Annotated in this window: 26 protein-coding genes; 7 read left to right on the top strand and 19 right to left on the bottom strand. The window is 39.6% G+C overall.

The annotated features are described in order from the left end of the window. Positions 1–152: 152 nt before the first annotated feature. The 3 genes from BM095_RS02250 to BM095_RS02240 form a co-directional block, all read right to left on the bottom strand. Positions 153–1,370 (bottom strand): M24 family metallopeptidase, encoded by a 1,218-nt coding sequence (locus BM095_RS02250; protein WP_091656816.1) that lies wholly within the window; start codon positions 1,368–1,370, stop codon positions 153–155. Positions 1,371–1,533: 163 nt separating this feature from the next. Further along, positions 1,534–2,976: an aldehyde dehydrogenase family protein gene (locus tag BM095_RS02245; RefSeq protein WP_091656814.1), complete on the bottom strand. Its 1,443-nt coding sequence runs from the start codon at positions 2,974–2,976 to the stop codon at positions 1,534–1,536. A 132-nt stretch (positions 2,977–3,108) separates the two neighbouring features. Next, positions 3,109–4,299 (bottom strand): M20 metallopeptidase family protein, encoded by a 1,191-nt coding sequence (locus BM095_RS02240; RefSeq protein WP_091656811.1) that lies wholly within the window; start codon positions 4,297–4,299, stop codon positions 3,109–3,111. Positions 4,300–4,612: 313 nt separating this feature from the next. Here BM095_RS02240 and BM095_RS02235 point away from each other — a divergent pair, with 313 nt between their 5' ends. Then, the gene (locus BM095_RS02235; RefSeq protein WP_091656808.1) at positions 4,613–6,328 is read left to right on the top strand and encodes a PucR family transcriptional regulator; all 1,716 of its coding nucleotides are present in this window, start codon (positions 4,613–4,615) and stop codon (positions 6,326–6,328) included. Between the two features lie 272 nt (positions 6,329–6,600). On the opposite strand, the gene kapB is transcribed toward BM095_RS02235, so the two are convergent. From kapB to BM095_RS02220, 3 genes are all read right to left on the bottom strand, one after another. After that, entirely contained in the window at positions 6,601–6,963 is a 363-nt protein-coding gene (gene kapB, locus BM095_RS02230; RefSeq protein ID WP_091656805.1) for a sporulation phosphorelay system protein KapB, read from the bottom strand. Between the two features lie 135 nt (positions 6,964–7,098). After that, positions 7,099–7,878 carry an NRDE family protein gene (locus tag BM095_RS02225; protein WP_091656802.1) on the bottom strand — a complete coding sequence of 260 codons (780 nt, stop codon included), beginning with the start codon at positions 7,876–7,878 and terminating at the stop codon, positions 7,099–7,101. 2 nt (positions 7,879–7,880) lie between these two features. Then, positions 7,881–8,312 (bottom strand): DUF2203 domain-containing protein, encoded by a 432-nt coding sequence (locus tag BM095_RS02220; RefSeq protein WP_218151602.1) that lies wholly within the window; start codon positions 8,310–8,312, stop codon positions 7,881–7,883. A 300-nt stretch (positions 8,313–8,612) separates the two neighbouring features. On the opposite strand from BM095_RS02220, the gene BM095_RS02215 reads away from it, so the two are divergent. The 4 genes from BM095_RS02215 (at position 8,613) to BM095_RS02200 (ending at position 12,664) form a co-directional block, all read left to right on the top strand. Continuing rightward, positions 8,613–9,587, top strand: a complete 975-nt coding sequence (locus BM095_RS02215) for a toxic anion resistance protein (RefSeq protein ID WP_407639132.1) — start codon at positions 8,613–8,615, stop codon at positions 9,585–9,587. Between the two features lie 43 nt (positions 9,588–9,630). After that, positions 9,631–10,554, top strand: coding sequence for a hypothetical protein (locus BM095_RS02210; RefSeq protein ID WP_091656793.1), 924 nt, complete (start codon positions 9,631–9,633; stop codon positions 10,552–10,554). Between the two features lie 105 nt (positions 10,555–10,659). Then, a complete protein-coding gene (locus BM095_RS02205) occupies positions 10,660–11,598 on the top strand; it encodes an MBL fold metallo-hydrolase (protein WP_091656790.1) in 939 nt (312 codons plus the stop codon). Positions 11,599–11,677: 79 nt separating this feature from the next. Next, the gene (locus tag BM095_RS02200; RefSeq protein WP_091656787.1) at positions 11,678–12,664 is read left to right on the top strand and encodes a DUF2777 family protein; all 987 of its coding nucleotides are present in this window, start codon (positions 11,678–11,680) and stop codon (positions 12,662–12,664) included. An 827-nt stretch (positions 12,665–13,491) separates the two neighbouring features. On the opposite strand, the gene BM095_RS02195 is transcribed toward BM095_RS02200, so the two are convergent. From BM095_RS02195 to BM095_RS02180, 5 genes are all read right to left on the bottom strand, one after another. Next, positions 13,492–13,749, bottom strand: a complete 258-nt coding sequence (locus BM095_RS02195; protein WP_091656784.1) for a hypothetical protein — start codon at positions 13,747–13,749, stop codon at positions 13,492–13,494. Between the two features lie 1,013 nt (positions 13,750–14,762). Then, positions 14,763–15,014 (bottom strand): hypothetical protein, encoded by a 252-nt coding sequence (locus BM095_RS02190; protein ID WP_091656781.1) that lies wholly within the window; start codon positions 15,012–15,014, stop codon positions 14,763–14,765. Between the two features lie 141 nt (positions 15,015–15,155). Continuing rightward, the gene (locus BM095_RS16815; RefSeq protein WP_281243856.1) at positions 15,156–15,278 is read right to left on the bottom strand and encodes a hypothetical protein; all 123 of its coding nucleotides are present in this window, start codon (positions 15,276–15,278) and stop codon (positions 15,156–15,158) included. Between the two features lie 142 nt (positions 15,279–15,420). Continuing rightward, on the bottom strand, positions 15,421–15,612 hold the full coding sequence (locus BM095_RS02185) for a hypothetical protein (RefSeq protein ID WP_245757775.1): 192 nt from the start codon (positions 15,610–15,612) through the stop codon (positions 15,421–15,423). 71 nt (positions 15,613–15,683) lie between these two features. Next, positions 15,684–16,961 carry a hypothetical protein gene (locus tag BM095_RS02180; RefSeq protein WP_091656776.1) on the bottom strand — a complete coding sequence of 426 codons (1,278 nt, stop codon included), beginning with the start codon at positions 16,959–16,961 and terminating at the stop codon, positions 15,684–15,686. 107 nt (positions 16,962–17,068) lie between these two features. Here BM095_RS02180 and BM095_RS16810 point away from each other — a divergent pair, with 107 nt between their 5' ends. Both BM095_RS16810 and BM095_RS02175 read left to right on the top strand, forming a co-directional pair. Then, entirely contained in the window at positions 17,069–17,194 is a 126-nt protein-coding gene (locus BM095_RS16810; RefSeq protein ID WP_281243855.1) for a hypothetical protein, read from the top strand. Continuing rightward, entirely contained in the window at positions 17,191–17,868 is a 678-nt protein-coding gene (locus tag BM095_RS02175) for a hypothetical protein (protein ID WP_091656773.1), read from the top strand. The genes BM095_RS16810 and BM095_RS02175 overlap by 4 nt, the downstream gene beginning before the upstream one ends. A gap of 91 nt (positions 17,869–17,959) precedes the next feature. Here BM095_RS02175 and BM095_RS16465 read toward each other — a convergent pair whose 3' ends face one another. The 8 genes from BM095_RS16465 to BM095_RS02140 form a co-directional block, all read right to left on the bottom strand. Continuing rightward, a complete protein-coding gene (locus tag BM095_RS16465) occupies positions 17,960–18,100 on the bottom strand; it encodes a hypothetical protein (RefSeq protein ID WP_177194656.1) in 141 nt (46 codons plus the stop codon). 162 nt (positions 18,101–18,262) lie between these two features. After that, complete coding sequence (locus tag BM095_RS02170; RefSeq protein ID WP_090085136.1) at positions 18,263–19,093, bottom strand: nucleotidyltransferase domain-containing protein; 831 nt, start codon at positions 19,091–19,093, stop codon at positions 18,263–18,265. Positions 19,094–19,140: 47 nt separating this feature from the next. Beyond that, positions 19,141–19,491 carry a type II toxin-antitoxin system RelE/ParE family toxin gene (locus BM095_RS02165; protein ID WP_091656771.1) on the bottom strand — a complete coding sequence of 117 codons (351 nt, stop codon included), beginning with the start codon at positions 19,489–19,491 and terminating at the stop codon, positions 19,141–19,143. Beyond that, on the bottom strand, positions 19,475–19,741 hold the full coding sequence (locus tag BM095_RS02160) for a hypothetical protein (RefSeq protein WP_091656768.1): 267 nt from the start codon (positions 19,739–19,741) through the stop codon (positions 19,475–19,477). The genes BM095_RS02165 and BM095_RS02160 overlap by 17 nt, the downstream gene beginning before the upstream one ends. A gap of 90 nt (positions 19,742–19,831) precedes the next feature. Continuing rightward, positions 19,832–20,674, bottom strand: a complete 843-nt coding sequence (gene xerA, locus BM095_RS02155; RefSeq protein ID WP_091656765.1) for a site-specific tyrosine recombinase/integron integrase — start codon at positions 20,672–20,674, stop codon at positions 19,832–19,834. A 243-nt stretch (positions 20,675–20,917) separates the two neighbouring features. Then, entirely contained in the window at positions 20,918–21,280 is a 363-nt protein-coding gene (locus BM095_RS02150) for a hypothetical protein (RefSeq protein ID WP_091656763.1), read from the bottom strand. Positions 21,281–21,680: 400 nt separating this feature from the next. Next, positions 21,681–23,162, bottom strand: a complete 1,482-nt coding sequence (locus tag BM095_RS02145) for a PH domain-containing protein (protein WP_091656760.1) — start codon at positions 23,160–23,162, stop codon at positions 21,681–21,683. Beyond that, positions 23,113–23,595: a PH domain-containing protein gene (locus tag BM095_RS02140; RefSeq protein ID WP_091656757.1), complete on the bottom strand. Its 483-nt coding sequence runs from the start codon at positions 23,593–23,595 to the stop codon at positions 23,113–23,115. Before BM095_RS02140 ends, BM095_RS02145 begins: the two co-directional genes overlap by 50 nt. Positions 23,596–23,609: the final 14 nt, after the last annotated feature.

Genomic DNA, 23,609 nt, shown 5'->3' with positions numbered 1-23,609 from the left:
GTCTGCCTATGACAAGCAAAGGTTGCCGAGTACAGTATGCTGACCGTCACCGCAGGAGGTAAAATGATTGGGAGAGGAAGTGTTCAAAATAAAGATAGAAACATTTTTCTTAAAAAAACCTTCCCTGCAGCGATATGCCGCAGAAAAGGTCACTAAGAGCCAGTTTGTTCGTGTTCCGTATTGATAACAGAAGAGATTTTCGAAGGTTTCTTGATATATAACTCTCTTGGAACGTTGGCAAAAGTTTCGCAGCCATTTTCCGTAATTCGAATGGATTCTGTAATTTCTACCCCATAATTATCAAGCCAAATTCCCGGCATGAGGTGGAATGTCATATTGGGCTGCATTATTGTCCGATCTCCTTTTCGAAAACTAACGGTGTGTTCTCCCCAATCAGGCGGAAAACTTAAACCGATAGAATATCCCAGCCGCGACTCTTTATAATAGCCTCGTTTTGCAATGGTTTTGCTCCAAACGGACTCCACTTCTTCCGCAGTTATTCCTGGTTTTATCGCATCTAATGTCGTTTCAATTCCTTCTTGCACGACATCTGCCAACTCTTTTACTTTAGACGGTGCCTCTCCAATCGCCATCGTCCGAGCAAGTGGTGTATGATACCGTCTATAACAACCCGCAATTTCTATCGTTAAATAATCTCCTTTTTTGTAACGCCTATCCGTCCATGTTAAATGAGGGCTTGCTGTGTTTTCACTAGTAGGAATCATCGGGACGATAGACGTATAATCTCCTCCAAATTCGGAGGTTCCACTTATTTGAGCTTGGTATATAGCGGCCGCGACATCGTTTTCACGAATACCTACATCTGCTGTGTAATAAGCAGCATGCGTGGCATTTTCGACGATACGGGCTGCTTTTTTCATACATTCAATTTCTTGATCAGATTTTATTAATCTCACCCAGTTGACGAGAGTGCTGAAGTTTCTAAATTCCGCATTAGGAAGTCCTTGAACGATTCGTTCGTAACACATAGCAGTAAAGTAAAATGAATCCATTTCAAGTCCAATTTTCCGATTGCCTTGCCCGATTTCATTCAAAATATTCGCGACAAAGTCCATCGGGTGTTTAATTGTGGATTGGACGAATTCATCCGGGTAAGGAATGATATGGCTTTCATCAAGCCATGTTGTCACTCTGGCGCTGTGAGCATCCATCTGTCTGCCAATCCAAATAGGCTGCTCCTCATCAATCATCACCACTAATATTTGATGAACGTAAAAGGACCAAGCATTATATCCGGTTAAATAATACATGTTTGATGGATTCGATATCAGAAGGACCTCGACACCATATTCCATCATCTTCTGCTTTGTGTGATTCATTCTCGTTAAATATTCTTCCTTAGTGAACATTCATTCCACCCCTTTCTTTGGTGTTCCACATACAAGGACTTAGTTATTCTTTTTGGGAATGTCGAGGCTGTATCAAAAGGTATGTTCCCGTTACCATACAGTATTTTTCCTGAAAGGGTGATCTTATCGTTTTGGTTTCAACCTTTGATACAGCCCCCGCTAATTATTCTTCCGTTATTTTAAAACAAACTAACCTTTCTTCTGACATTTCTCGGATGGCAAATTCGACTCCCTCTCTTCCTAATCCGGAGCCTTTCACCCCGCCGAATGGCATGGCGTCTATTCTGAAATCACTACTGTCATTTATCATAACGCCGCCCACATGGAGTTTTTTCGCGGCTTGTAATGCGGAGTTCACGTTATTCGTGAAAATCCCTGCTTGTAAGCCATAATTCACATCATTTGAGCGCTCAATCGCTTCTTCCAAGTCTTTCACTTTAAACAGAAGGACTACAGGGCCAAAGATTTCTTCTTTCACAAGAAGCGCATTTTCAGGTGCTTCCTCTACTACCGTAGGTTCATAGAAAGCACCGCGGCGAACGCCCCCTGTAAGAATGGAAGCACCTTGCTCCTTTGCTTCTTGCACCCAGCTTTCGATTCTGCGGGCTTCTTTTTCATTGATTAACGGTCCCATATCAGAACTGTCTGAGAGCTTATCTCCCATTTTCACATCCCTGACATGCTTTAAAAATTCTTCTCTCAATGAATCATAAACTTCTTCTTCCACATACATCCGTTGCACACTCAAACAGTTCTGGCCAGCTGCTGCAAATGCTCCGGAGGCGGCCGCTGCTGCTGCTAATTTTAAATCCGCATCTTTGCGCACGATAAAAGGCGAGTTCGATCCGAGTTCCATTGATATCTTTTTTAAGCCAGCTTTTTTCGAAATCATTTCACCCGTTTCATAACCGCCTGTGAAACTAATCATATTCACGTCTTTGCTTTCAATTAATGAATCTCCTATATCCCTGCTTCGACCCGTAATCACTGTCAATACTTTTTTCGGGAGTCCCGCTTTCATAAATGCATCTGCCATTTTTAATGCGCTTAAAGGCGTTTCTGTCGCCGGCTTTATAATGATCGCATTGCCGGCTGCAACGGCAGGCCCTAATTTATGAGCAACTAAGTTAAGGGGGTCATTAAAAGGAGTAATGGCCGCCACTACTCCAACAGGGAATCTAAAATAGTAGCCCATCCGATCCTTATTACCAGGCATTTGATCGAAGTTGACAGATTCTCCTGTCAGTCTTCTCGCTTCTTCTGCACTGAGGCGCAGCGTCTCCGCAGCTCTTGTCGTCTCCCCGCGTGCTTCATTAATTGTTTTTACTCCTTCTAGAGCTATGGTGCGGGCAAAGTCTTCATGGTGCTCTTCAATATAAGAAGCAGCTTTATTCAAAATGTCCATTCGTTCACGTACTGACATGTTAGCAGCAATGTCGGAGCCTTCTTTTGCTAATGTAATCGCTTTCTCAATATCTTTTTTAGAGGCAGCTGGGACGGAATCAATCCATTCATTGTTCTCGGGATTTAAGACGTCTATCTTATCTTCTCTTTCAACCCATTCTCCTGCCAGAAGCATCTTTTTTCCCGCTAGTTTCATTGCCATTCGTTCCGCCACCTTTCTGTAAAATAATCTATCCATGAAATGTTCAAGCGACTGTAACACTGTGTCCGCGTCTTTTGTACGAATTAGAAACTGTGGTGTGCTCCTTCCCTTTTACTCATTCTGTTAATCTCATCATTTCACAACTTTCAAGGCTGCGTTTGCCATAAGAGTGACACCGACTGGTAATATATCTTCCTGTATATCGAAACGTGGCATATGAAGCCCTCGATCCTCCTTCTGATCGAAACCCGCTCCTAAAAACAACATTGCTGACGGTACTTTTTCAGCCATATAACCGAAATCTTCTCCACCTAGTCCGTATGGTTCATTTCTAATCTCAAAGTCGGGAAAAGCGTCGGTAATGGCGTCATGAAAAATGCGCACCGCGTGCTTATCATTATTTAAGGCTGGTTCTCCTTTCTCGATTTCCAGCTCATAGGAACCACCCATTGACTCCACTAATGAAAAGGCATCTTCTAATTGTTTTCCCAGTTTATCTCTTGTTTCTTTTCCATAACTTCTTATGGTTCCTTGAATATAGACTTTGTCTGGGATAACATTCGTGGATGATCCCGCTTTTATTTCTCCCATGCTGATCACAGCCGGAGATAAAGGAGATGTCTGGCGGGAGACAATGCCTTGTACGGCTTGAATGACAAAAGAGAGCATCCAAATTGGATCTGTACCAATATGAGGATAAGCTCCATGCCCACCGCTCCCATGAATCGTTCCTTCAAATGTATCCACGTTTGCCATACTAGGACCTTCATGCAATTTCACTATCCCTGGTTTTTCTTCCGGATCCATGTGCAGCGCAAACGCTGTTTTCACATCATCCAGTAAACCTGATTCTATAAAATAAGGAGCTCCTGACTTCCCATGATCATCTGTATCTTCCTCGGCGGGTTGGAAAAGAAATTTAACAGTGCCGGAAAAGTCGGTTTGAGACAAAAGGTGAGCTGTCCCAAGAAGTATTGCCGTGTGGGCATCATGTCCGCAAGCATGCATCACACCGTTACAGGAAGAGGAGAACGCGTGCTCATTTTCTTCTTGTATAGGAAGAGCATCAATATCAGCTCGAAGCGCCACCACTGGACCTTCTCCTTTTTTCATTACTGCACAAACACCAGTGGTGAGCCCTACTTCTTCTCTTCCTGAATATAGTTGCAAACCTTCTATTTTTTGAAGTTCATTTATAATAAATGCCGTTGTGTGTTGTTCTTGAAAACTTAATTCTGGGTGGTGGTGTAAATGACGCCGCCATTGTTGTAATTGGTCGTATAATTGATTAGCCTTTTGATAAAGTGGATGTATTGAATACATTCTCATCTCCCTCCTTTTACAGAGATGTGAGGCCTTTTCATTCTTTTCCTCTACTTGTTATCTTATTAAACTGCAGATTTTTTTCCATTCATCATTTTGTATGAAACTAAACCTTCATTACCAGACAACATGAATAATGATTATCTCTTCAAAATAGTTGTTTGTGATAGAATATTAAGAAAAGCAGAAGGCGCCTGCATATCGGCGACAAGCGCTGGAGAAGGTGTTGTCATTCGGAATCCAGCGCCGCTAGACAATACGTCTTTTTAACGTTTGGGGTAATACATATAAGATATAGGGAAGGAGGATCACCATGTTTACCGTCTCTGATATGCTGAAGCTCCCAATTATGCAGCAATCCTTTCTCCACACAGAAGCACGAACTGGTTTACAAACACCCATTGAATGGGTTTCTATCATAGAGCTTCCCGTAGAGAATTTCGTAAGAAAAAACGAAGTTGTCTTAACGATGGGGTTAGGTTGCGAAGAAGACAGCACAAAGCTGTTAACGTTTGTGAAAGAAGTGATTGAGGCAGAAGCGGCTGCTCTCATCATAGCTACAGGGCGATATTTGCAGAAGCCGCCAGAACAAGTCATCGCTTTTTGTGAAGAACAAGGATTCCCATTGATTGAGCTCCCATGGGAAGTAAGGTTTGCTGACGTAAGCCATGCGATATCCAGCGCTCTTCATCAGCATGAAAAGAGCCTGGTCCACTACTCAGATAAAGTTCGCAAGGAAATGCTCGAATTCATTTTGAACGGGCAAGGTATGAAACAAATTACACTTTACCTAGAAAAGATGCTTCATATGCCAGTTCTCGTTACAGATCGGAGAGGAAACATCAAAACGAAAGGAAAACACGCAAAAGCACTTGAAGAAAAATGGCATTCCCATTTGCTTCAATATGGTGATCCACTTTATTTTGAACGGACTGATCAAAACGAAGAAATTGTATCTTTCCCTCATAACATGAACTGGATAGAAAGCGAGGACAACTGTGCCATTCTGCAATTGACTGTCCAAAGTGCTCGTGAAATCCAAGGTTTTATTCTGATCGAATGGCCGGCTCACTTAGCCGAGAATGACGTCTTTCAAGAAAAAATACTCATTCTGTTAGAACATGCTGTGACCTCCTCTGCTTTATGCTTCCTTCATGATCAGGCCGCTTTAGAAACAGAAATGAGGCTGAGGGATGATTTTGTTTGGAGCTTGGCGAAAGGAAAATTCGACTCAGACGATACTGCACTGTCACGAGCAAAATCACTTGGCTATAATTTAAACGTTCCTTATTTGTGTTTGATTGCGAAACCTGAGAACTTGCAAGCCCTTCATTCGCAAGAACCAGCCACGAACCTTTCCTATGAAAATTGGGTATCACAAATAGGGAACACGATGGAAGAAGAGGTGTATCACACAGGAAGGACCATGCATGTAGAAACCATGTCAACCTTCCAAAAAGAAGAGCTCGTTATTTACGTGGAAACCTTATCCGAAAAAACGATCGAAGCGGCCTATCCTTTTATTGAATTGCTTCAATACCGTTTAAATCAAAGGCTTCCTAAGCTCGTGATATCGTGGGGAGTCGCGAAAACCTACGGAAAGCATTTATTCCACACAGGTTTTCAGGAGGCTTCTTCCGCCTTAGATATAGGTCGGAGACAAAAAGGGAAAGGATATATTACAACGTTTGCTGATACCCGGTTTGACCGTGCGTTACTTGCACTCACCGAAAATGAAGAATTGAGAACGATTACCGATGTGATTATAGCTCCGCTTCTCCATTATTCAAGGAGTCGCGGAATTGATTTAGTTCACACTTTCACTGTATATAACCGGCACAAAGGGAACGTGAGTAAAACAGCGCGAGATTTAAGTTTGCATCGCCAGTCTTTGCTATATCGCCTTCGGAAAATCGAATCGTTGACAGGCTGTCGTTTGGATGACGCCGATGATTTGTTTCTCATTGATTTGTCGGTCAGACTTCACACTGTGACGAATGGAAATGTAATTGAAAACCATTCCTTTTGAGAATTTAGTTTCTCGTTGAAATCGCCTTTTTCACAAGAAACTTTTACTGTGTTTGCAAGGCAGAAGCTAATATATCCTGTACAAATTAATACCCGATGTCTTGTAGGAGAAACAGCCGAGACACACATAAAAACGGAAGCCGTCCCTCTACTCATAAGGGAGCACCGTTCAAAGAGGAACAGCGGAAAGTCCATACTCATGTTCCTCTTGTTCGGTGGTAAGCACGTTAGGTTTTTCTAATAAGACACGCCATGTATAGGCTGCCTTCCATTCTATAAGTGGTAGTCTTGCTTTAGTGTTTCGATGTTTTTCAATGCTTTTTCTCCGTACTCATTCTGTTCATTCTTTAATTTCTCCTCTAACCGATCGAGAGCCTCCCGTAAAGACGCTTTGTAATCAGGTACTTCCCCTTCGTACTCTTGTGCCAATGCTGTAGGCACCCACACCTTTTCGTTTTCAGCTAACGCTTTACGTTCATGAAACAAAGGGACATCCGTGCTTTTTGGATGGTGCAAATCCCCCTGATTCGGATGTTTAGAAACAGCAAGAACTTTTATTAGTGTTTTGTCGCCTTTTTCCTCCATTGGTTCTCCTATGTAGATCCCTGATTTATATGGAGCTTGTACTTTCTTCATTTTGGACCTCCTTGTTGATTAGATTTAGTATGTTACGCTTACTTGTCTCTTCTCTACCTTAACAAAAAATAGCTAATACTTTTATCATATTAAATACGGTACGTGAAATTTATAATACCACTGTGAGGAAAGATGTCATTCCTCACTAGTTTTTTCTCTTGTATTCCAAGTCAGTCTGTTTTTGAACAAAAACTCCCCGTTTTCCCCAAATGTTCTTTCTTCCATTAACGCAAACCCGTCATTTCTCACAGCGAACACCGTTTGTGCTCTTGTACCATACCCACTCATATTAATAAAAATAGGAGATAAGCTATGTTCCAACTCTTCCCCTACTCCTGTATCAGGAAGCTCATTTTTCGGGGCATTCTCTCTGTCAGAGAGCATATCAAATAATTCATTGACTTTTAACTCATGGCTTGAATGCTCGATAATCTCAGAAAAGCGTTTCTTTGCTTTGTTTACTTTTGGCCATGGGGTGTTGAGCGCTGCATTACTCACTCCGTAAATTCCAGGGGACACCGATGTCATTTCTTTTTGCTGATTGGTAGCATAAGATAACTCCTCGCTTCCCCCTGCAATAAAATTAAAGCCGGCATACCTGTCACCCCCAAGCTGGACGGATGTTAAATAATTGGCAGGCTCCTCTGCTTCTAAAAAACCTGTCACTAGTTCTCCTCGCGATCGTGAGAAGAATGCTTCTTCTCTTTTTCGTATATTTGTTACAGCCGCAAACCTTCCTTCTTTTGTTACTCCCATCCATGTGCCGCCTTTTTCTTCGTCTCTGCCCGCGATGATATTGCCTCCCTTCCATTGATGAAGAGGAGAAGCAGGGCGCTGATAAAATTCATCTCGATTCGCCGCAACGACGAGCGGGAATGTTTCTGAAGCTTGAAAGCTAAATACAATCAAACACATGCTTATTCCCCCAATTGATCATCATCTGTTGCAAATATTTTCTTTCTGTTTTCATAAGAGGTAGAAATTTCATGGTAATGCGTAACATATTCTTCTCCTTGCTTCCAACATAAAAATACTTCTTTCCCTTCCACAATAGCAGGAAAATCTACGAGTCCATGAGACACGCTTTTAATATAAATATTTTCATGTTCAAGCTGACGAATCAAGCTATCTGCTTCGATTTGCAGAAATTCAATGGATGATTCAAGGATAAAAATATCATCTTTTATTTTTCGGCTCTCTTCTAACTTTGATTTTTTTAACGTTTGCAGATGATTATAAGTAGATCGTAACTGACGCTGCAACAGTTGAAGATGAGCGAGTTCTTCTCTCACAGCTGGAAGCTGTTCATTCGCCTCTTCAATAGAAAAATACTTTTTAAACACAGCCACCTCTCCCCTTCTCATATCGTTTCACTCGTTACTTTTCTATCATCTAAAAATTTGCTTTATTCTTCTTTCTTTTCTAATAAGTTTTATTATTATATGATATCGCATTCTTTCATAAGAGGAAAGAAAAGACGAACGTCGTCAATAAATGCTATAATAAGGCTAACACTTGCTATTAATAGATTCATTTAATATAAATGAAGTTTCGAGACGAAAGGAGAGCTAGTTGTGGAAGAATACAACTATCCTCAAGAAGAAAATAAGGAGCAAACGAAACAAGCTGAAGAAAAAGCTAAACAATTTTTGGAAAGATTTAAATCCGCTTCTGATGCTGATGAATTGCTGTCAGCGTTAGGAGGTCTTGGTGAAACAGAGCAAAAACAGGCCGGTGATTCTCTCGAAGCTTTAAAAAAACCAGTCCGTGAAATGATGAACCAAAAAGATAATCAGCTTCCTGATAAACTGCATGAATTAAAAGAAATTGTCAGTGAACTGGAACCTGATGAATATTTGCGGAAAACGAAATGGAAAGAGACCTGGAATAAATTATTACGCCGTAACCCACTAGAACAGTATGCCAGGAAGTATGAAACGGTGGAAGCTCAAGTAGAGAATATTATTGAAGGATTGCTTGCAGGACGCGATCGAATCCAAGAAGATAATGTGATGCTTGAACAATTAAAAGATACGGCAAAAACACGAATAGCGGACTTAGAGCAACAAATTCAAACAGGAAAAACGTTAAATGATATGCTCGAGAGCGAAATGACGAAAGAAGAGTGGCGGGACAATCCCGTTTCTTTACAAAAAGGGCAACAAAAAGTTATTTCACGAATAAAAAATATGACGCAAGCTGTCATGGTTCTGCAGCAATCCCTTGCTTCTGTTGATCTCATCTTAGAAAACAATGAGAAACTAGAAGAAGCTATATTTAATGCCATTACTATGACTAAAAATATAATTACCGTAACAGCCTCCATTCAACTGGCGCTGGGTAATCAACGCAAGGTCATTCAGGCTGTTCAGAGTGTGAATGAGGCTACAGAAAATATGATATTGAACAACGCAGAAATGCTCAGAAGAAATACAGAAGACACACTTAAAACACTTGAAGAGCCTGCTGTTGCCATTGAGACATTCAGAAAAGCTTATGAAGATGTGTATTCAGCCATTCAAATGACAGAAGAATCGAATGAACGAATTGTTTCTTCGGGGAAACGATTCATTTCTGAGTTAGATGAACTGAATAAACAAATGCAAACAAAGCTGCTTGAATAATACGTGTTTAAATCGGTACCTTGCGAAAAAGAAGGTGTTCAGTATGGATAAAAGTTGGCTTAGTCATCCATGGATTGAACGATTTCTCCCTGATCATCTGCGTCCCGTGGATGATCATATTTTTTCAGATGCCCATGGAACGGAGATAATAACAGAAACAGAAGCTGCGCTAAATCGTTTAATCCAATACGGGGAGCAAGTAAAGGGCGCTCAAACCTTTAAGAAAAATGGAAAAACCTTTCAGTTTCGTCTGAAGATTAATCAAAAACGAATGAGATTGCTCTCTTATGAAACGCCAAAGTCGGAAGCGGCAATAAAAAAACGTATTATCATTGAGTATACTCGTAAGGCTTACGCTCCGAAAAACAGTCAAAAAAGATTTAAAGAAGCGACGGTACAATACATTAAAAATGGCCAAACCTATGTAAGAAGCATCCAGAAATCACATTTATTTCAAAACGTGTTTCATAAATTGGAAGAGCTCGATGATGCTTTACTAGGTAAATTAATGAAGCGAGATGACGCGCCGCTCTCCCCTCCTCCCGTCCGGTCTGAGGAAAAACCAGTGATCAATACAACCGAAGAACCTAAACAACTCTTACGCGCTATTGAAACGTTGTATCACGAAGAATGGAGAGGGCTGGACAGTATTCTGCTTAATCGCCTGGATCACCTCCTTCAAGAAAGTCGGCAAATAATAGAAATGTTTGATGAGCTTGATATTGAAGAGAGATATATGCTTAAGCGCATGCTTCAAAAGGATATTCCTTCTTTAATAGATACGTATCATTCCTTAACAAACGAACAAAAGCAAGTGAAAAAAGAACAATTATACGAAGCGCTGATTAAAATGGAATTAAAACTAAAAGCCATAAGAGAAAAGACAGAACAACAAAACGCAGAAAAGATGGAACAACTATTAAAATTAAACGATAAAAGGTATTCTAGCCGGAGTAAGCATCACTAAGAGAAGAGTGAAAGACACATGATTACCAGAAGCACGCAGTGAAGATCAGATGATGACTGATCAGGCGTGAGCGATCTCGATTCTTAAATCGAAAGGAGGATCTGAATGAGCCAGCACAAACCAACCGAGTTGATAGATGATATTTGGATATCAGATGGCTTCGATTTACACATGCCGGGACGGACAGGCACTTATATTATAAACGAAGAAGAATTAGCCATTATTGATACAGGACCAAGTCTATCAGTTCCCTACATTAAAGAATCTATTGAATTTCTAGGAAGAGATTTGACGGATGTTCGATATATTATCGTAACTCATGTTCACTTAGACCACGCGGGCGGAGCGGGGTTGCTCATAAAAGATTGCCCAAACGCCAAAGTAGTCGTCCATCCACGAGGAGCAAAACATCTTGCTCACCCTGAACGGCTCATTCAAGGTGCGAAGGCCGTTTACGGAAGTCAGTTTGATTCTTTTTTCGCTCCCGTCTATCCTGTAGATGAAGATAAAATAATGACCGCCTCTCATGAAGAGACAATTTCATTATCTAAAGAAAGAACCTTAACATTTTTAAATACACCGGGTCATGCTAATCATCACTTTAGTATGGTTGATTCGAAATCAAAAGGAATTTTCACGGGAGACACCATCGGTATTCAATATTATGAAGGAAAACGGCTAGGAAAGGAAATGTATGTTCCTACTACTTCCCCTAACCATTTTGATCCAGACAAAATGCTTGAATCTCTCTCCCTCCTTCTCTCTTATAAGCCGACTCGAATATTTTTCGGTCATTATGGAATGACAACTCATATTTCAGAGGTAAAGCGGCAAATAGAGAGCTGGATCCCTATCTTTATGGAGCTGGGATATGAGGCATACGAAAAAGGAGAAGATCATACATTTTTAGCAACCCGCATCCACCGTGCTGTGAGTAATCACTACGGTATTGATCATTTAACAGATGATCATTTGTTACATCAAATCATACAATTAGATGCACATATATCCGCTATGGGTATTATTGATTATATTAGGAAATAGAGTCCTATTGCCGGCTCGTATTGTTTTACGTATAATGTAATGAAATAGCGCAACAACCTATGTAAAAGTGAGGGTTTCCATGAATCGTACAGAAGCGTTAAAACACATTGGAAGTACTATACTTATTGATAAAGGAAAAGAAGGTACTTATTTTGGCCGTTTAGAAGAAGTATTTACTCCTCCCAAAAAGACATGGTCAGGAAAAGTCACTATATTGGGAGTCTCCGAACCTCCTGATTTAGAACATGCCCATTCCCTTCAGGAATTAAAAAATGCTACCGTAACCGTTCCTGGCTCCAAAATAAAAAAGTCAGAAATGGAATGGGATCTCTCTTATGAAGCATCGGCGTGTCAGGCTGTACAACAAGTGATTGATGATATACATAAACAGGTAGAAACGTATAACCAATCAGCAGCACAATGGAGAGAAATAGGTTCTCAATTTGGGGCTATGGACGTGGAAAAGACACCAACGGAAGAAAATACCCCACTTCCTGATGAGCCTTATGTATACTACCGTGTCCGTCAAAGTAAAGAGAGTGTGTATCTCGAAGAAGAAATTAATCGAGAAACATTAGAATTAGAAGGATGCCCGTTTGAATTTGAAATTCAATATAAAGGGAAGTGGATTGCAGCTTCTTATGCTTATGCTCTTACATTTGAAGACAAAAAAGGGAAGAAACATCAAGTGAAAGAATATGATTGGGTGCGTATTCATACGAATCAATTCGATCCTTTTACTATTCTGCTTAATGAATTAGAACAACCCGCTCGAGAAAGCTTTATGCGCGACTTACAAGCATTCGGCTTCACTACAAAACATATGGTCGACTGCCATAATCGGTTATTATATGAACTGTTGCAGGCAGAAGGGATGGCCTCATTCAAAGGCGTTAATTTCATCACTTTCAAAAAAACAGGGAAGACATTGTTTGTTCAGCATCACTATGAAAGAACATTATACGAAGATCAACCTGATTTTGTTTACGATCGGTTTGAATGTACGACAGACGAAGGGAAAAGAAGGATCGCCACCTATACGAACGCTTATACAAAAGGCCATTAAGAAAAGCGCAAGCGCCTGCTCAGACGCGACAGGTTCTGGAGGGGCAGCAAAGAAAGGTGCTTTTCCTTTCATTGTCTGCACCGAAGAAACCCAGAGCGTCTGGGCGCTGGAGCTAGACATTAAGAAAAGCGCAAGGCCCCGTCTAACGGTGACGAAGCGAGAGATGGGCCGAGTAAAAGTGTCGCCTCGGAGCGAGTTAAAACCGATCGCAAGAAAAAACAAGTACTTGAAAAGTAATGGGATCGGTTTCGGAGTACAAAACACCAAACAACAGCGAAATCACCACTCTTATTGTTTATAAAATAACACTGCAAGGTAAAGTGGAAATATCACAGTAAAAAGGAGCTTGAAAAACAAGCTCCTTTTGTTATTAATTACATGACCCTTCTTCCTTGTTAAAGAACAGCACCCTGTTGATTTAAAAATAAGAACCATTAGGAAAAAGAGTATTTACTATAATTAAGGCTATGACAAAGAAGGTGTATAACCAAGCAATTCGCTTATTACTCTTTGGCACCTTTTTGTTTTTAAAGACTATAGTAAATTTAGCATACCCAGTGGGTGACATAACACAGTACAGTATACAGAAAATACCATTTTACTTCGCCGTGGCCGTGTAAACACCACCACAATCATGGAATTTATTAGGCTTTACCTCATCCGATTATTTCAGAGAATTCATATGTACAATGAATTTATTCAACAAACTGGCCCATACATGGCAAATTTGGACTTGTCATTCATTCCGCAAGTGTGCCCGAATCTTTAGCATTATTTTAGAGTCTATTTCACAAAAAAGCACGGCGCCCGTTTCCTGAAGGTTCATGCTATTTTACTGAATCCACGATTTCCTTTGCATCTATCAAGGACAAACCGTACCTTTTTCTCAATGATTTAACGGTTTTGACTTCTGTTGAACTTTTTAATATTTCCTTTGCTTCATTTTTCATATCATCATATTCTCCAGTCTTCTCTAAAAGCCGAACGTTTTCTCTTTTCAGTACCCTATTTTGACGCATTAAACTGATACACCAACCTAAAAGTAAAAGCATAATTAGTATTGAGCTTACCTCTGACGAAAGCATTTAAAATACCTCCTTATAACATAATTCTAACAAATTCTTGTTCAACACATATTCCTTATTACGAAAAAGCGCCCGATTGCGGTATAATTTTTCTAACCTCTTTTGTTGTTTTTAAATCCAAACACCTCATTAAGAAGGATACAAAAAAGAGCAGTTACTCCTAAAATTATAAAGTTACTAGCTTTAGGTAAATCTAAGATAAATATCAGAAGTATGAGATTGGGTGCTTAACCTCATCCAAATATGCGTCCGTTAATTTAATAAGGACCATTAGGAAAATAGGATATTTACTATGACTAAGGCTATTACAGAGAAGCCGTATAATGACCAAGCGATTCTCCTATTACTCTTAGGTGCCTCTTTGTTTTTAAGGACCCTAGTAAGGTTATAGGTTAAAAATATAATTGCTATCATGGAGACCAAAACCAATCCACTCATTTTATTATCACCTCCAATTTGTTTGCCTTGTTATTAAACAATCCTGCCCGTTTACTTAATATCATCCGACCCAATTCCAGGTGTGTGCGTTAATTAATAAACGAAATAGACGCTTTTCTCCTTGAAAAACGCCGAAATAAAACATTTCGCATAAAAGAGTAAATTTCTTCCTCGTTTAGAGACTGCAAGATTTTATCTGTATTTAATTCCATGAATTGAACTCCCCTCTTTTTATCCCTTTTATAAACCTTGCTCCATAATCTGGCCCAACAATAGCGAATCGTGCGCCGCCTTTTCGGGAATGGCACCAGTTTTAGTTATTAGTTTTGGTAGCAAGTCTCATAATCGTCTTTCATTAGCAAACTTTTACAAGCCAAACCATTTCCGTAATAAATTTCTTTACCGATTTCTAATTCGATGCTTCTATTTGAAGTTGGATAATCAGGGGAATCATTTAGAGTGTACAGTGTATACTCATCCAGCCATTCCATTGAGAACTCTTTCTTTATCGGTCATACATGGTTAATCTTCTTTTCTGGCGCTGATGGGCTAAACACACTGGTTTACAAATCATGTCAAAAAGACTTAGATAGCCTCTCGAGAACGAATTGTACATGAAAGAATATGAAGGACGCGACAGCCCCTAGCAAGGTACCAAACCATATCCCCTCCATCACATGTGTGGAAGACATGGTATTAGGAAAAACAAACATACACAAAATTCCTGTAACGATGCCCGCTCCTTCTCTACAAACTACAAATACTGCAGTCATACCCGCTATTACAACAGGTAATAAAGTAAGCGCAATATCCAAAGCTAAACCCATATTAGAATCTCCTCCTTTCATTTTTTAATTGATTCAATTTCAACAATTTATTCCACAAAAAGGACCTTAAAAGCAGTGTTGACGCTAATACTCATTTCTGATTAGCACCAGTTAACCGATTAAATCAATAAGGAATACGTGTTATTCTTTATTCTCTAAATCATTAATTCTCATTTCAAGTTCTTTTACTTTTTTAGTGTTAGTCACTGCTGTAGTAAAGGCAATTACACCGAAAGTGAATCCAATAATTCCGAAAGTCTCCATACAATTCCCCTCCATTAAACAAAAGAAATAGCGCAATTCTCACTCTAGTAAAGCGCCCTTTTTGCTGGAAATAGAACTTATTTAGAACCAAAAATCCCAATTGATTATTTCTCCTATCAGTTCACAAAATAACATGGCATTTCTATTCTCTTTTTTCACGCTTTAATGCGTCCACGTACTCTTTACCCTCCGCTAGTGATAGACCTAAAGTGTCTCTTGCCTCTTTGACTGCTCGAACTTCCCGTCCTTTATGTATAAGTTTCCGCAGATTATCATTTATTGGATTCTCCTCCCCCACCATCTGGCGAGCCAGCTGATCTAAGGTAGATTTCATCCCTTTCATGCGTCCTTCCAGTCTTTGGACAGTTATATGTAAGTATAAGATGAGGAGTGATAACACTGCATTTAAAAAAGAGACAAGTTTTCCAATAAGAGTATCTTGCCGTTCGCTGCGTGCACACCGTAAGCACAGTCGATTTTTCCGCACAATATATACTGGCGTGTCTCAAAATCATAGACATACACCGGGGTAATCGTCACTTTCTGCTTCAGCGTCTCGTAAGCTACTTCTTCACTAATTGTTATTTTTTCAGGTTCCTCATAATCCTTATATAAGTCCATGAAGAACTCATTATCGATATAATTCACAGCGCACAGCCTATCTGAGTCGAGGATGACTTTCACCTTTCGCTCAAAAACCCGGTTGTCTGGATTGACAAGTTTTAGCGTGGCAAGAACATATCCTTGATCCCGATGTAGTGTCTTAAGAATCCATTTTCCACTTTCCTGTGGGAATTCTTGACTCATTAAGGTAATAACAGCATGAACAGCTCGTTCTTGTTCCTTGTCGGTAATTGGAAACGTATCAGGGTGTGGTTCACCGGAGAAGGCTTGTTCTTTGCTCACTTCTTCCTGTACACAAATGGTGGTACATTCAAAGGCCTCCTTTAATGGAGATTCCCATGCCAACAATTGATCTACCACCAAATAAGATCTCCTTTCAACAATAAACTCAAAAGGGATCGTCGTTTGAGCCTCATTCGTCACATAAAGTTCCTCTATGCCATACACGGGGATAACTCTCTCTTGCTCGGCTGAAGGAAACTCTATGAGTTGCAGCTGCTGTTTAGCAAACGACTCAACTTCCTCCCATTTTAATGAGAACGTTTCCTTCTGTATCTTTTCTTCTGATGGAAAATGACCGTCCACCGAAAATAGAGTCAGTTTCCCCTCCTCGTCAAAGCGGACCTCTATCGAACCGGAAGGAGAAACTTTTATTTCATCGATACATTCCTCAAATCGATACTCGTTTTCTTCTTCTTTGACAAGCTGAAACTGCCTCTTATATACCAAGCCTGTTTTTTGTTCCAGGCCCTTGATGATGGCCTGCCTATTTATATCTTTAAACTTAGCTCCATTCGCATAAGACTTACCGCCGACAAAAATAACACTTTTCAATTGATGTGTATGTATGTTGATATCAACGACAGCCGTTCCCTCCGGATTGAGTCCGTCTTCTTCGCGTTCTTTCACATAAGGTGGAAGCCACTCCATCCCTAATAGATAAATCGTTTCATTGAAAATATTTACCGATCGGCGAATGTCATAGGTAAGCAGGTTGTAATGATGTAAGCCAAGGGTTGTTTTCGTATATTCGATTAACTCTGCTATTCTTTCATCCAAAAAAAAGCCCTCCTATGTAATCAAGTCATATGTTGAAAACTTGTAGAATCTCAGTCAAACTTTTGAAGTACAACATAAATGATTGTAACATGCTTGGGGTTGATTCGATGATTGCCGCGATGTATGAGCGCAGAATGAAAGTAGCGGGGATTTTTGCAGCTGTCATCTTTTTTATCGGTTTGGTTGTGCTTTCGATCGATTGGCCCGATTCGTCGGAAATTGGTTCAATATGACTTCCATCGGTATAGTCGGCTTATTTATGGCGGGTATTGCAGTCTCCAGCTGGCAAAAATTCATGGAGATAAAAGATATTCACGTTTCTGAATCAAACAAGACCGTCATAGTATTAGACCACCTTGTTCTTAAAAAGGACGTTCACTTCTTTCCTCGTCTTCTTCTGTTTGAAAAGCAAGGATATTTCGTCGGTACCGTAAAGCCATTACCGATTCCTTTTCTTCTTTATCCTGTCAGCCTGTTGCTGCGTGACTCCCTTATGATGATGCTACCACTTACCTATGGAGTATTTTCTAATGAGGACAACTTGCTGTTAACCTTTAAGAGGAAAGGAATGAAGCAATCGAGAGTTACTATACATGCGCAAGAGGAAAGGCTCGGGAAATACAAAAAATTGAAGAGTCTGATCAAAGTGAAGGGGACTCTCAAAGATGCAATTGGAAAAGTCATTTTACCCACAGAAATTAAAGGGTTCTCCGGTGATTTTACCCTGCAAGACGAAGAAGGACAACGGGGGGGCCATTTTTACAATGGATATTTCCCGCACGAATACACGAAACTTTTTCGCGATGTAGACAACGATATCATGGATCTGAAAGACAATCTATCCCGTAATCATAAGATACTTTTAATAGCGATGATCTGTTTTATTTTCCTCGAGCGCAGCAGGTAATATTAACCCTTGTTGTCATACTTAGACAACACAATTTGTGTCAAGGGAATACACACCGTCTGAACGTTGCGGCCATGAATGGAAGAGGAAGCTAGCCCCAATGTTTAAACAGGCCAAAAATACCTCGAAACACGAGGCGAATGGGAATGATAATAAGCTCAGGGATAAACAAGAGGACATCAACCACCCAATCCCATTTTCCTTCTTTTCTTACCTTTTTGCTGTTTGTCATTTTCTTTTACCTCTCCCTTCTATCACTTTAAGGGCTTATTAACACGAGTAAAATTCCCAATACTTCCCATCCTACCGACACACAAGAATTTAAAAACCTTCATTGTAACCATAAATATGGCCCTTTACATTTACTACATCATTGCGCCCGTTTGCGGAATATTTATAATGCTTCAGTTTCAGAAATTAATTCTTTTAAGTTGTTTACAGCTTGGTTTGTTTTATCTTTATCCGTTGAAAGAAAGGAAACAATTTCATCAATACGTTTTTTATAGTTTATAGGTTTTATTGAAAAATCTTGAATCATGGCTACAGCTTTCTTTTCGTTGATGCAATACACCTTGTTTTTTGAAAAGATAACTTGATTCAAGCAAGAAATACTCCGAAAACAATGCCCCATCACGTATGAAATGTCGTCTTTATTCGCATTGGCTTCCATAAACATCAGGGAAAAAGAAGCTTCAAAGGAAAAATATTGAATCATCGCTTCTTGAAATTTCTCGGGATAAGGTTCTGTTTTCTTTTTTAATTCACTTAACGTACCTTCAGGGTCAGATAAAACATTACAAACAGCTAATTCCCCCATATACATGGCATTCAAATAACCGTGAGGATGTCCTGTTTGATAATGAATGGATACTAGACCTGATAAACAATCGTCAATAACTTTACTGACTCGTTTAATATCACGAAAGATAAGATCTACATGATAACCCTGTATAACTAACCAGCCACCTCCATTTATCCATTCGCCCCATTCACCTAAAGAAGTAATTAAATGCTCTTTTTTATCGTCATTAAGATTAAACGCTGCTTTTTCTATATCATTGGTATTAAACCCTTTTGATTCATCATAGTAAATTCCAATATCTATATCAGAATCTGGACTATGAGTTCCTCTTGCCCTAGACCCACCTAATACAACTCCTACTACACCTGGCAGTCCATCTAGTTCCTGTTTTATGTCTTGAATTATATTATCGACAGTTGCCATTATATTTCACTCCAATTTAAATTCAATAATCTGGCCCGTTTCTTGAATTATTTTATTCGTTTTCGTTTAGAACGAGATGGCAAAATGTTAATGACATCAATATCTTCTTCATTTTCGTTAACCGCATAAAAAACCACATAATTTAACATTCGATGCCGTCCCTTTCCATATGTAAGACAACGCAAACCTTTAAATGATCCCTGCTCAACCATCTTTCCGGCATATGGAAAAGAAGATAACAGACGTTCAATTTCGTCAATTATGTTATCTTCTTTGGAAAACCACCATTCAAGCACATCTTCGCCTTGCTCTGCAAAGAAGGCTTGAATTTGATCTAAACACCTATTAAATTCATCTGTAAAATAAACCGAAAATTTATGATTATTGTCTTTGGTCATACCGCCGCTCCTTTAATTCGTTTGCGGTATACCTTTTCATGTCTGGATTATCAAGATATCGTTGGAGCGATTCTTTTAATTCTGGATAGGATTCAATTTCCTTCTCCAAATTGCCGATATCTTCATCTGCCAAATCAGTATCATGAACTTCAAGCGAGAACAGTTTTCCATTAGCCACAAACATAGCCTCATCTTTATCATCTAATGCATTTGCAAGTTCCTTTTGTACATTTTTGCTTAATGCACCCATTTTTATCACCCCAAAAGATTCTTTTTTTAATTATAACATACGTAATGGTTGTCTCGGATATCATCAATAAATTTACTTTTCAGTTTCCATTTAAAAATACTTGTTATAGAAATCATATCTTAATTTTCCACTGAGATGGGCGTAAATTCTTGTCGTTTCACTCTTTTCATGACCAAGCAGGCTTTGGATCACTTCTAAAGGCGCACCATTGTCAATCATGTGTGTAGCATAACTATGACGTAATTGGTGCGGATGAATTGTTTTGTTTATTCCAGCACGTTTTGATATACGTTTAACAATATATCTCAAGGAATCTACACTCATACGTCTTTTCGGTTTACGCACTGTAACGAAAAGACAAGGCTCATCATCGTCCCGTTCATCCAGATATCTCTTCAGCCAAATTGCACAGCGTACATTAAAATATACTTCTCTTTCCTTATCGCCTTTACCATGCACAATTACTGAGTTCCCTATGAAATTAATATCATCTTGATTTAATTTCGCAACTTCTCCAATTCGGCATCCAGTAGAATAAAAAAATTCAAATAAGGCTTTCTCCATTGATGTATGGCATCCTTCACGGAGATGCTCAATTTCATGTTCTGAGAGAAACTTGGGAATCCGTTTGCCCAACTTGGGTTCTTTTAATTTTGCTGCAGGATTTTTTAAGATAAAGCCCTCTTCATGGGTCCATTTAAATAATGACTTAATGAACCGTACACGATGACCCAAACTAGATGGCTTTAAGTATTCTGCAGCTTCTCCCAAGTATAGTTTCAAATCTTCCGTTGTAATATCGTCCATCCTGCTATCATCAAAATATTGCTTCAAAAGATTACATTGAAAGCCATACATCTTAAGAGTAAGGGAAGAATAGCCTTCAATTCGTTTATCAGACTGATAATTTTCCCATGCTTCGGACAACAACATATTAACCACACTCCCATACTATGAATCAACCAATTTGATTTCCAGTATGTTCATTGGATCCAGCCTTTATTCAACAATCGATCTATAATGTGAAATTTGATCTCTTCCCTTTCCAGTCTATTACAGGGAAAAGAAATTTAGTGACAAAAAACCTAATCCTAAAAGTCGTTTTAGAAGGATTAGGCTGTGCAGTTATTCAAGAATTGCGCCCGTTTGTGGAACAGTGAGAATCGCCAAACAAAATTATTTAAGATGTTTATCCAAGGATTCAATTGCCAGTTTGAGTGCTATTAAACGTCGCTCATTTAATGTTTTTTGAGAGCTACCCTCTTTTGCCTTTGCTATCTGCTTTTCGATAGATGGAATGAGACCTTGTAGAACTTCTTTGGAGGTCAATGTAGTGTCTTCGTCATAGGAAAAGTCTTTCCCATACCAAGTACCATTAAGGCTATCCAATCCAACTTTTACAGCATTTTTTCTCTTTCTGACAAGGGTTGTATTTGACCCTTTCTCTGTCATACTTTTATAAGCGTTTGAAAGTTTATTAAAAGTTGATTCCAAGGATTTAATCGAAAAATCTTTGGTTTCTTGATTAACAATCTTCATCTCGAACCTCACTTTCGTTTTAAAGTAATTCAATAGTTAATATTAGACAATCTGGCCCGATTGTTGAACAACTTCATTCCTTAATTTTAACATATATATCCAGAAACCATTCTCAACAACATGAAAATCAACAATGCAATTGACCCTCTGTTTAACATACTAATCCGATAAGAGACAATAGGTTATTTCATCTTGCTCAATAGGGTGTTCTTCCTATGCTAACTATCGTTTATTTTAGAAGCGAATCGCTTTTTGGCAATAAAAATAAGCAGCCCCATTATTTCTAATTGGACTGCTTATTTGTGTATTATTCACCATGTGATAGCAAGTCTCACCTGCTCAACATCCCGAATAGTGATGAGAAAAAGGCAACCTGTATGAACAACATGATAAATAAATGTTATTCATTTTTAGACGAACGCAAGTTGCCGATATACCAGTCTACTGCATCGTCCCTCTGCCTCTCGTCAATATCCTTGATCAGGAATGTTTTTCCGCCACTTGTAGCTAGGATTTGAGCGGAAAGGGAATATAACTTCTTCGGTTCTTGAAAAAGGGACTGACTATTTGTTAACGATTGGATCCTTCGCTTCGGGAGGACATTGCAGGACAGGTTAACATGTCGAGTTTGCAAGATACAATGCGCGTCGTTAAACAAACAACCGCTGTCTTTATAACGTTGCCAGCCAAAATAAGTAAAAAAGATAGGTACAAGCAAGTATAGCCAGCCATTTGGCACCCAGAAGAGGAAAGGAACGGCTAGCACCCACCATAAAATCGAAGTGCGAAATATATATCGTCTAGCTGCCACTTTTGGCAGCTTATTTATGTGATCTGGAAATTGGGCTTCAGGCAGTAAGTGCTCCATTACGTAGGAAATATCTTTCTTTGTTCCCAAGGGTAACAAAATCGTTGAAAGGTTTTCCTCCTTCGAACCTCCGCCTGCGCTATCTACATAGATTGCCCACATCCCAAACAATTGACGAATGGGATTTGTGACATAACGTACACTCGTAATTCTTTCGAGTTGTAAGGTCAATTGACGCCTTTCTAATATGCCGCGCTCAATGGTTAATTCTTGTTCTGTTTTGCTGATTTCAAAATTACCATATTGGAAAAATGTGATAATAACAGAAATTCCCCAAGCGACAACTGCAATGGTTAGAAAAATAATAATAAGAGCTGCTGTGCTAAATGCCACCAGTGTGCCAACTGTCTTTTCATAGAATTGCTGAGGAATAAATTGGTCAACCTGACTTAACAAAGCTGCCGCCGCTGAGAAGACAAGACCAACTTTTCCAGAGGTCAGTCCAGAAGCGACAATCAATCTGCCCGGAACACGGTATCGAAAAGTAGATGTGAAGGGCTCTTCCTCTTGTTCCTCTTTGCTATCGTCTGTTCTTTCACCATTTCCGAGTCTTCTTTTAAGACTTTCTGCCTCCGTTAAAGAAATAGAAACAAGCTCTACTTCGGGTTCTGTTCCCCCTCCTGCTGTTTCTATTTTCACCTTACACACACCAAATAATCGATGAACGATTCCGGTGGTGATATCAACGGACTGCACCCGATCTTTTCTAATAAAACGGTTTTTCTTAACCAAAATGCCTTGCTTTATTCGCAATTCGTCATCTTCCATACGGTAACGGAAACTTAACCAATACACCACACTGTATATAAAGAGAGAGAGTAAAATGGCTGGGAATAACCACCGCGAGAACGAGAAAGAAGATCCTGCCCCACCTGCAAAAAAAGATAAAAATAAAGGAATAATAAACTCTTTGACTCTCGTAATAAATGTGATGGGTATAGAAGTAGCGTGAAGTTTTTTCCAATTACTCATGGTTGTTTTCATCCATTCCGGCCAATTCTGCAATTTGGTCACGAAGACTGCTCCCCAGTTCTTCTGTCAGCGCAGGGATCTCGTGGACACCAGCAGCCGTCGATATGGTGACAGCCGTCAACTGATACCTTTTGTAAATAGGCCCTTGTTCTGTGTCTACATGCTGGACACGTGTCATCGGAATGAGAGTGTGTTTCACGATAAAAATACCACGTAAGAGTTCTATTTCCTTTTCAAACACTTCGTACCTCCACGATTTCCACCGGAGTTGAGGCCAAATGATAACCCGGGCCACTCCATACAGCAAAACGACGGTTACGGCTCCCCACATCACCATATTTGCAAGAGGATGATCGTTCATAAAAAAATAGGCGATGACGAGTATAAAAAGTAAGAGGGATGTCTCTATCATCCCTTTTATACGCCATACGGAAAGCGCTTTTCGTGAAATTCGGTTTGCTGGCTTTCGTCTCACAGTACCTTTATCCT

Origin of the sequence: Alteribacillus iranensis (genome assembly GCF_900113025.1) — a bacterium.
GTDB classification, from domain to species: domain Bacteria; phylum Bacillota; class Bacilli; order Bacillales; family Marinococcaceae; genus Alteribacillus_A; species Alteribacillus_A iranensis.
This window is presented reverse-complemented; position numbering and strand designations above follow the sequence as displayed.

Bases quoted from the DNA above. Each gene is read 5' to 3' on its own strand.
- BM095_RS16810 (WP_281243855.1), top strand. From the start codon at position 17,069: ATGATTGCCGCGATGTATGAGCGCAGAATGAAAGTAGCGGGGATTTTT.
- BM095_RS02200 (WP_091656787.1), top strand. From the start codon at position 11,678: ATGAATCGTACAGAAGCGTTAAAACACATTGGAAGTACTATACTTATT.
- BM095_RS02195 (WP_091656784.1), bottom strand. From the start codon at position 13,749: ATGCTTTCGTCAGAGGTAAGCTCAATACTAATTATGCTTTTACTTTTA.
- BM095_RS02210 (WP_091656793.1), top strand. From the start codon at position 9,631: ATGGATAAAAGTTGGCTTAGTCATCCATGGATTGAACGATTTCTCCCT.
- BM095_RS02225 (WP_091656802.1), bottom strand. From the start codon at position 7,878: ATGTGTTTGATTGTATTTAGCTTTCAAGCTTCAGAAACATTCCCGCTC.
- kapB (WP_091656805.1), bottom strand. From the start codon at position 6,963: ATGAAGAAAGTACAAGCTCCATATAAATCAGGGATCTACATAGGAGAA.
- BM095_RS02175 (WP_091656773.1), top strand. From the start codon at position 17,191: ATGACTTCCATCGGTATAGTCGGCTTATTTATGGCGGGTATTGCAGTC.
- BM095_RS16465 (WP_177194656.1), bottom strand. From the start codon at position 18,100: ATGACAAACAGCAAAAAGGTAAGAAAAGAAGGAAAATGGGATTGGGTG.
- BM095_RS02245 (WP_091656814.1), bottom strand. From the start codon at position 2,976: ATGGCAATGAAACTAGCGGGAAAAAAGATGCTTCTGGCAGGAGAATGG.
- BM095_RS02150 (WP_091656763.1), bottom strand. From the start codon at position 21,280: ATGAAGATTGTTAATCAAGAAACCAAAGATTTTTCGATTAAATCCTTG.
- BM095_RS02235 (WP_091656808.1), top strand. From the start codon at position 4,613: ATGTTTACCGTCTCTGATATGCTGAAGCTCCCAATTATGCAGCAATCC.
- BM095_RS16815 (WP_281243856.1), bottom strand. From the start codon at position 15,278: ATGGAGACTTTCGGAATTATTGGATTCACTTTCGGTGTAATTGCCTTT.
- BM095_RS02205 (WP_091656790.1), top strand. From the start codon at position 10,660: ATGAGCCAGCACAAACCAACCGAGTTGATAGATGATATTTGGATATCA.
- BM095_RS02190 (WP_091656781.1), bottom strand. From the start codon at position 15,014: ATGGGTTTAGCTTTGGATATTGCGCTTACTTTATTACCTGTTGTAATA.
- BM095_RS02185 (WP_245757775.1), bottom strand. From the start codon at position 15,612: ATGAAATCTACCTTAGATCAGCTGGCTCGCCAGATGGTGGGGGAGGAG.
- BM095_RS02170 (WP_090085136.1), bottom strand. From the start codon at position 19,093: ATGGCAACTGTCGATAATATAATTCAAGACATAAAACAGGAACTAGAT.
- BM095_RS02160 (WP_091656768.1), bottom strand. From the start codon at position 19,741: ATGGGTGCATTAAGCAAAAATGTACAAAAGGAACTTGCAAATGCATTA.
- xerA (WP_091656765.1), bottom strand. From the start codon at position 20,674: ATGTTGTTGTCCGAAGCATGGGAAAATTATCAGTCTGATAAACGAATT.
- BM095_RS02165 (WP_091656771.1), bottom strand. From the start codon at position 19,491: ATGACCAAAGACAATAATCATAAATTTTCGGTTTATTTTACAGATGAA.
- BM095_RS02240 (WP_091656811.1), bottom strand. From the start codon at position 4,299: ATGTATTCAATACATCCACTTTATCAAAAGGCTAATCAATTATACGAC.
- BM095_RS02250 (WP_091656816.1), bottom strand. From the start codon at position 1,370: ATGTTCACTAAGGAAGAATATTTAACGAGAATGAATCACACAAAGCAG.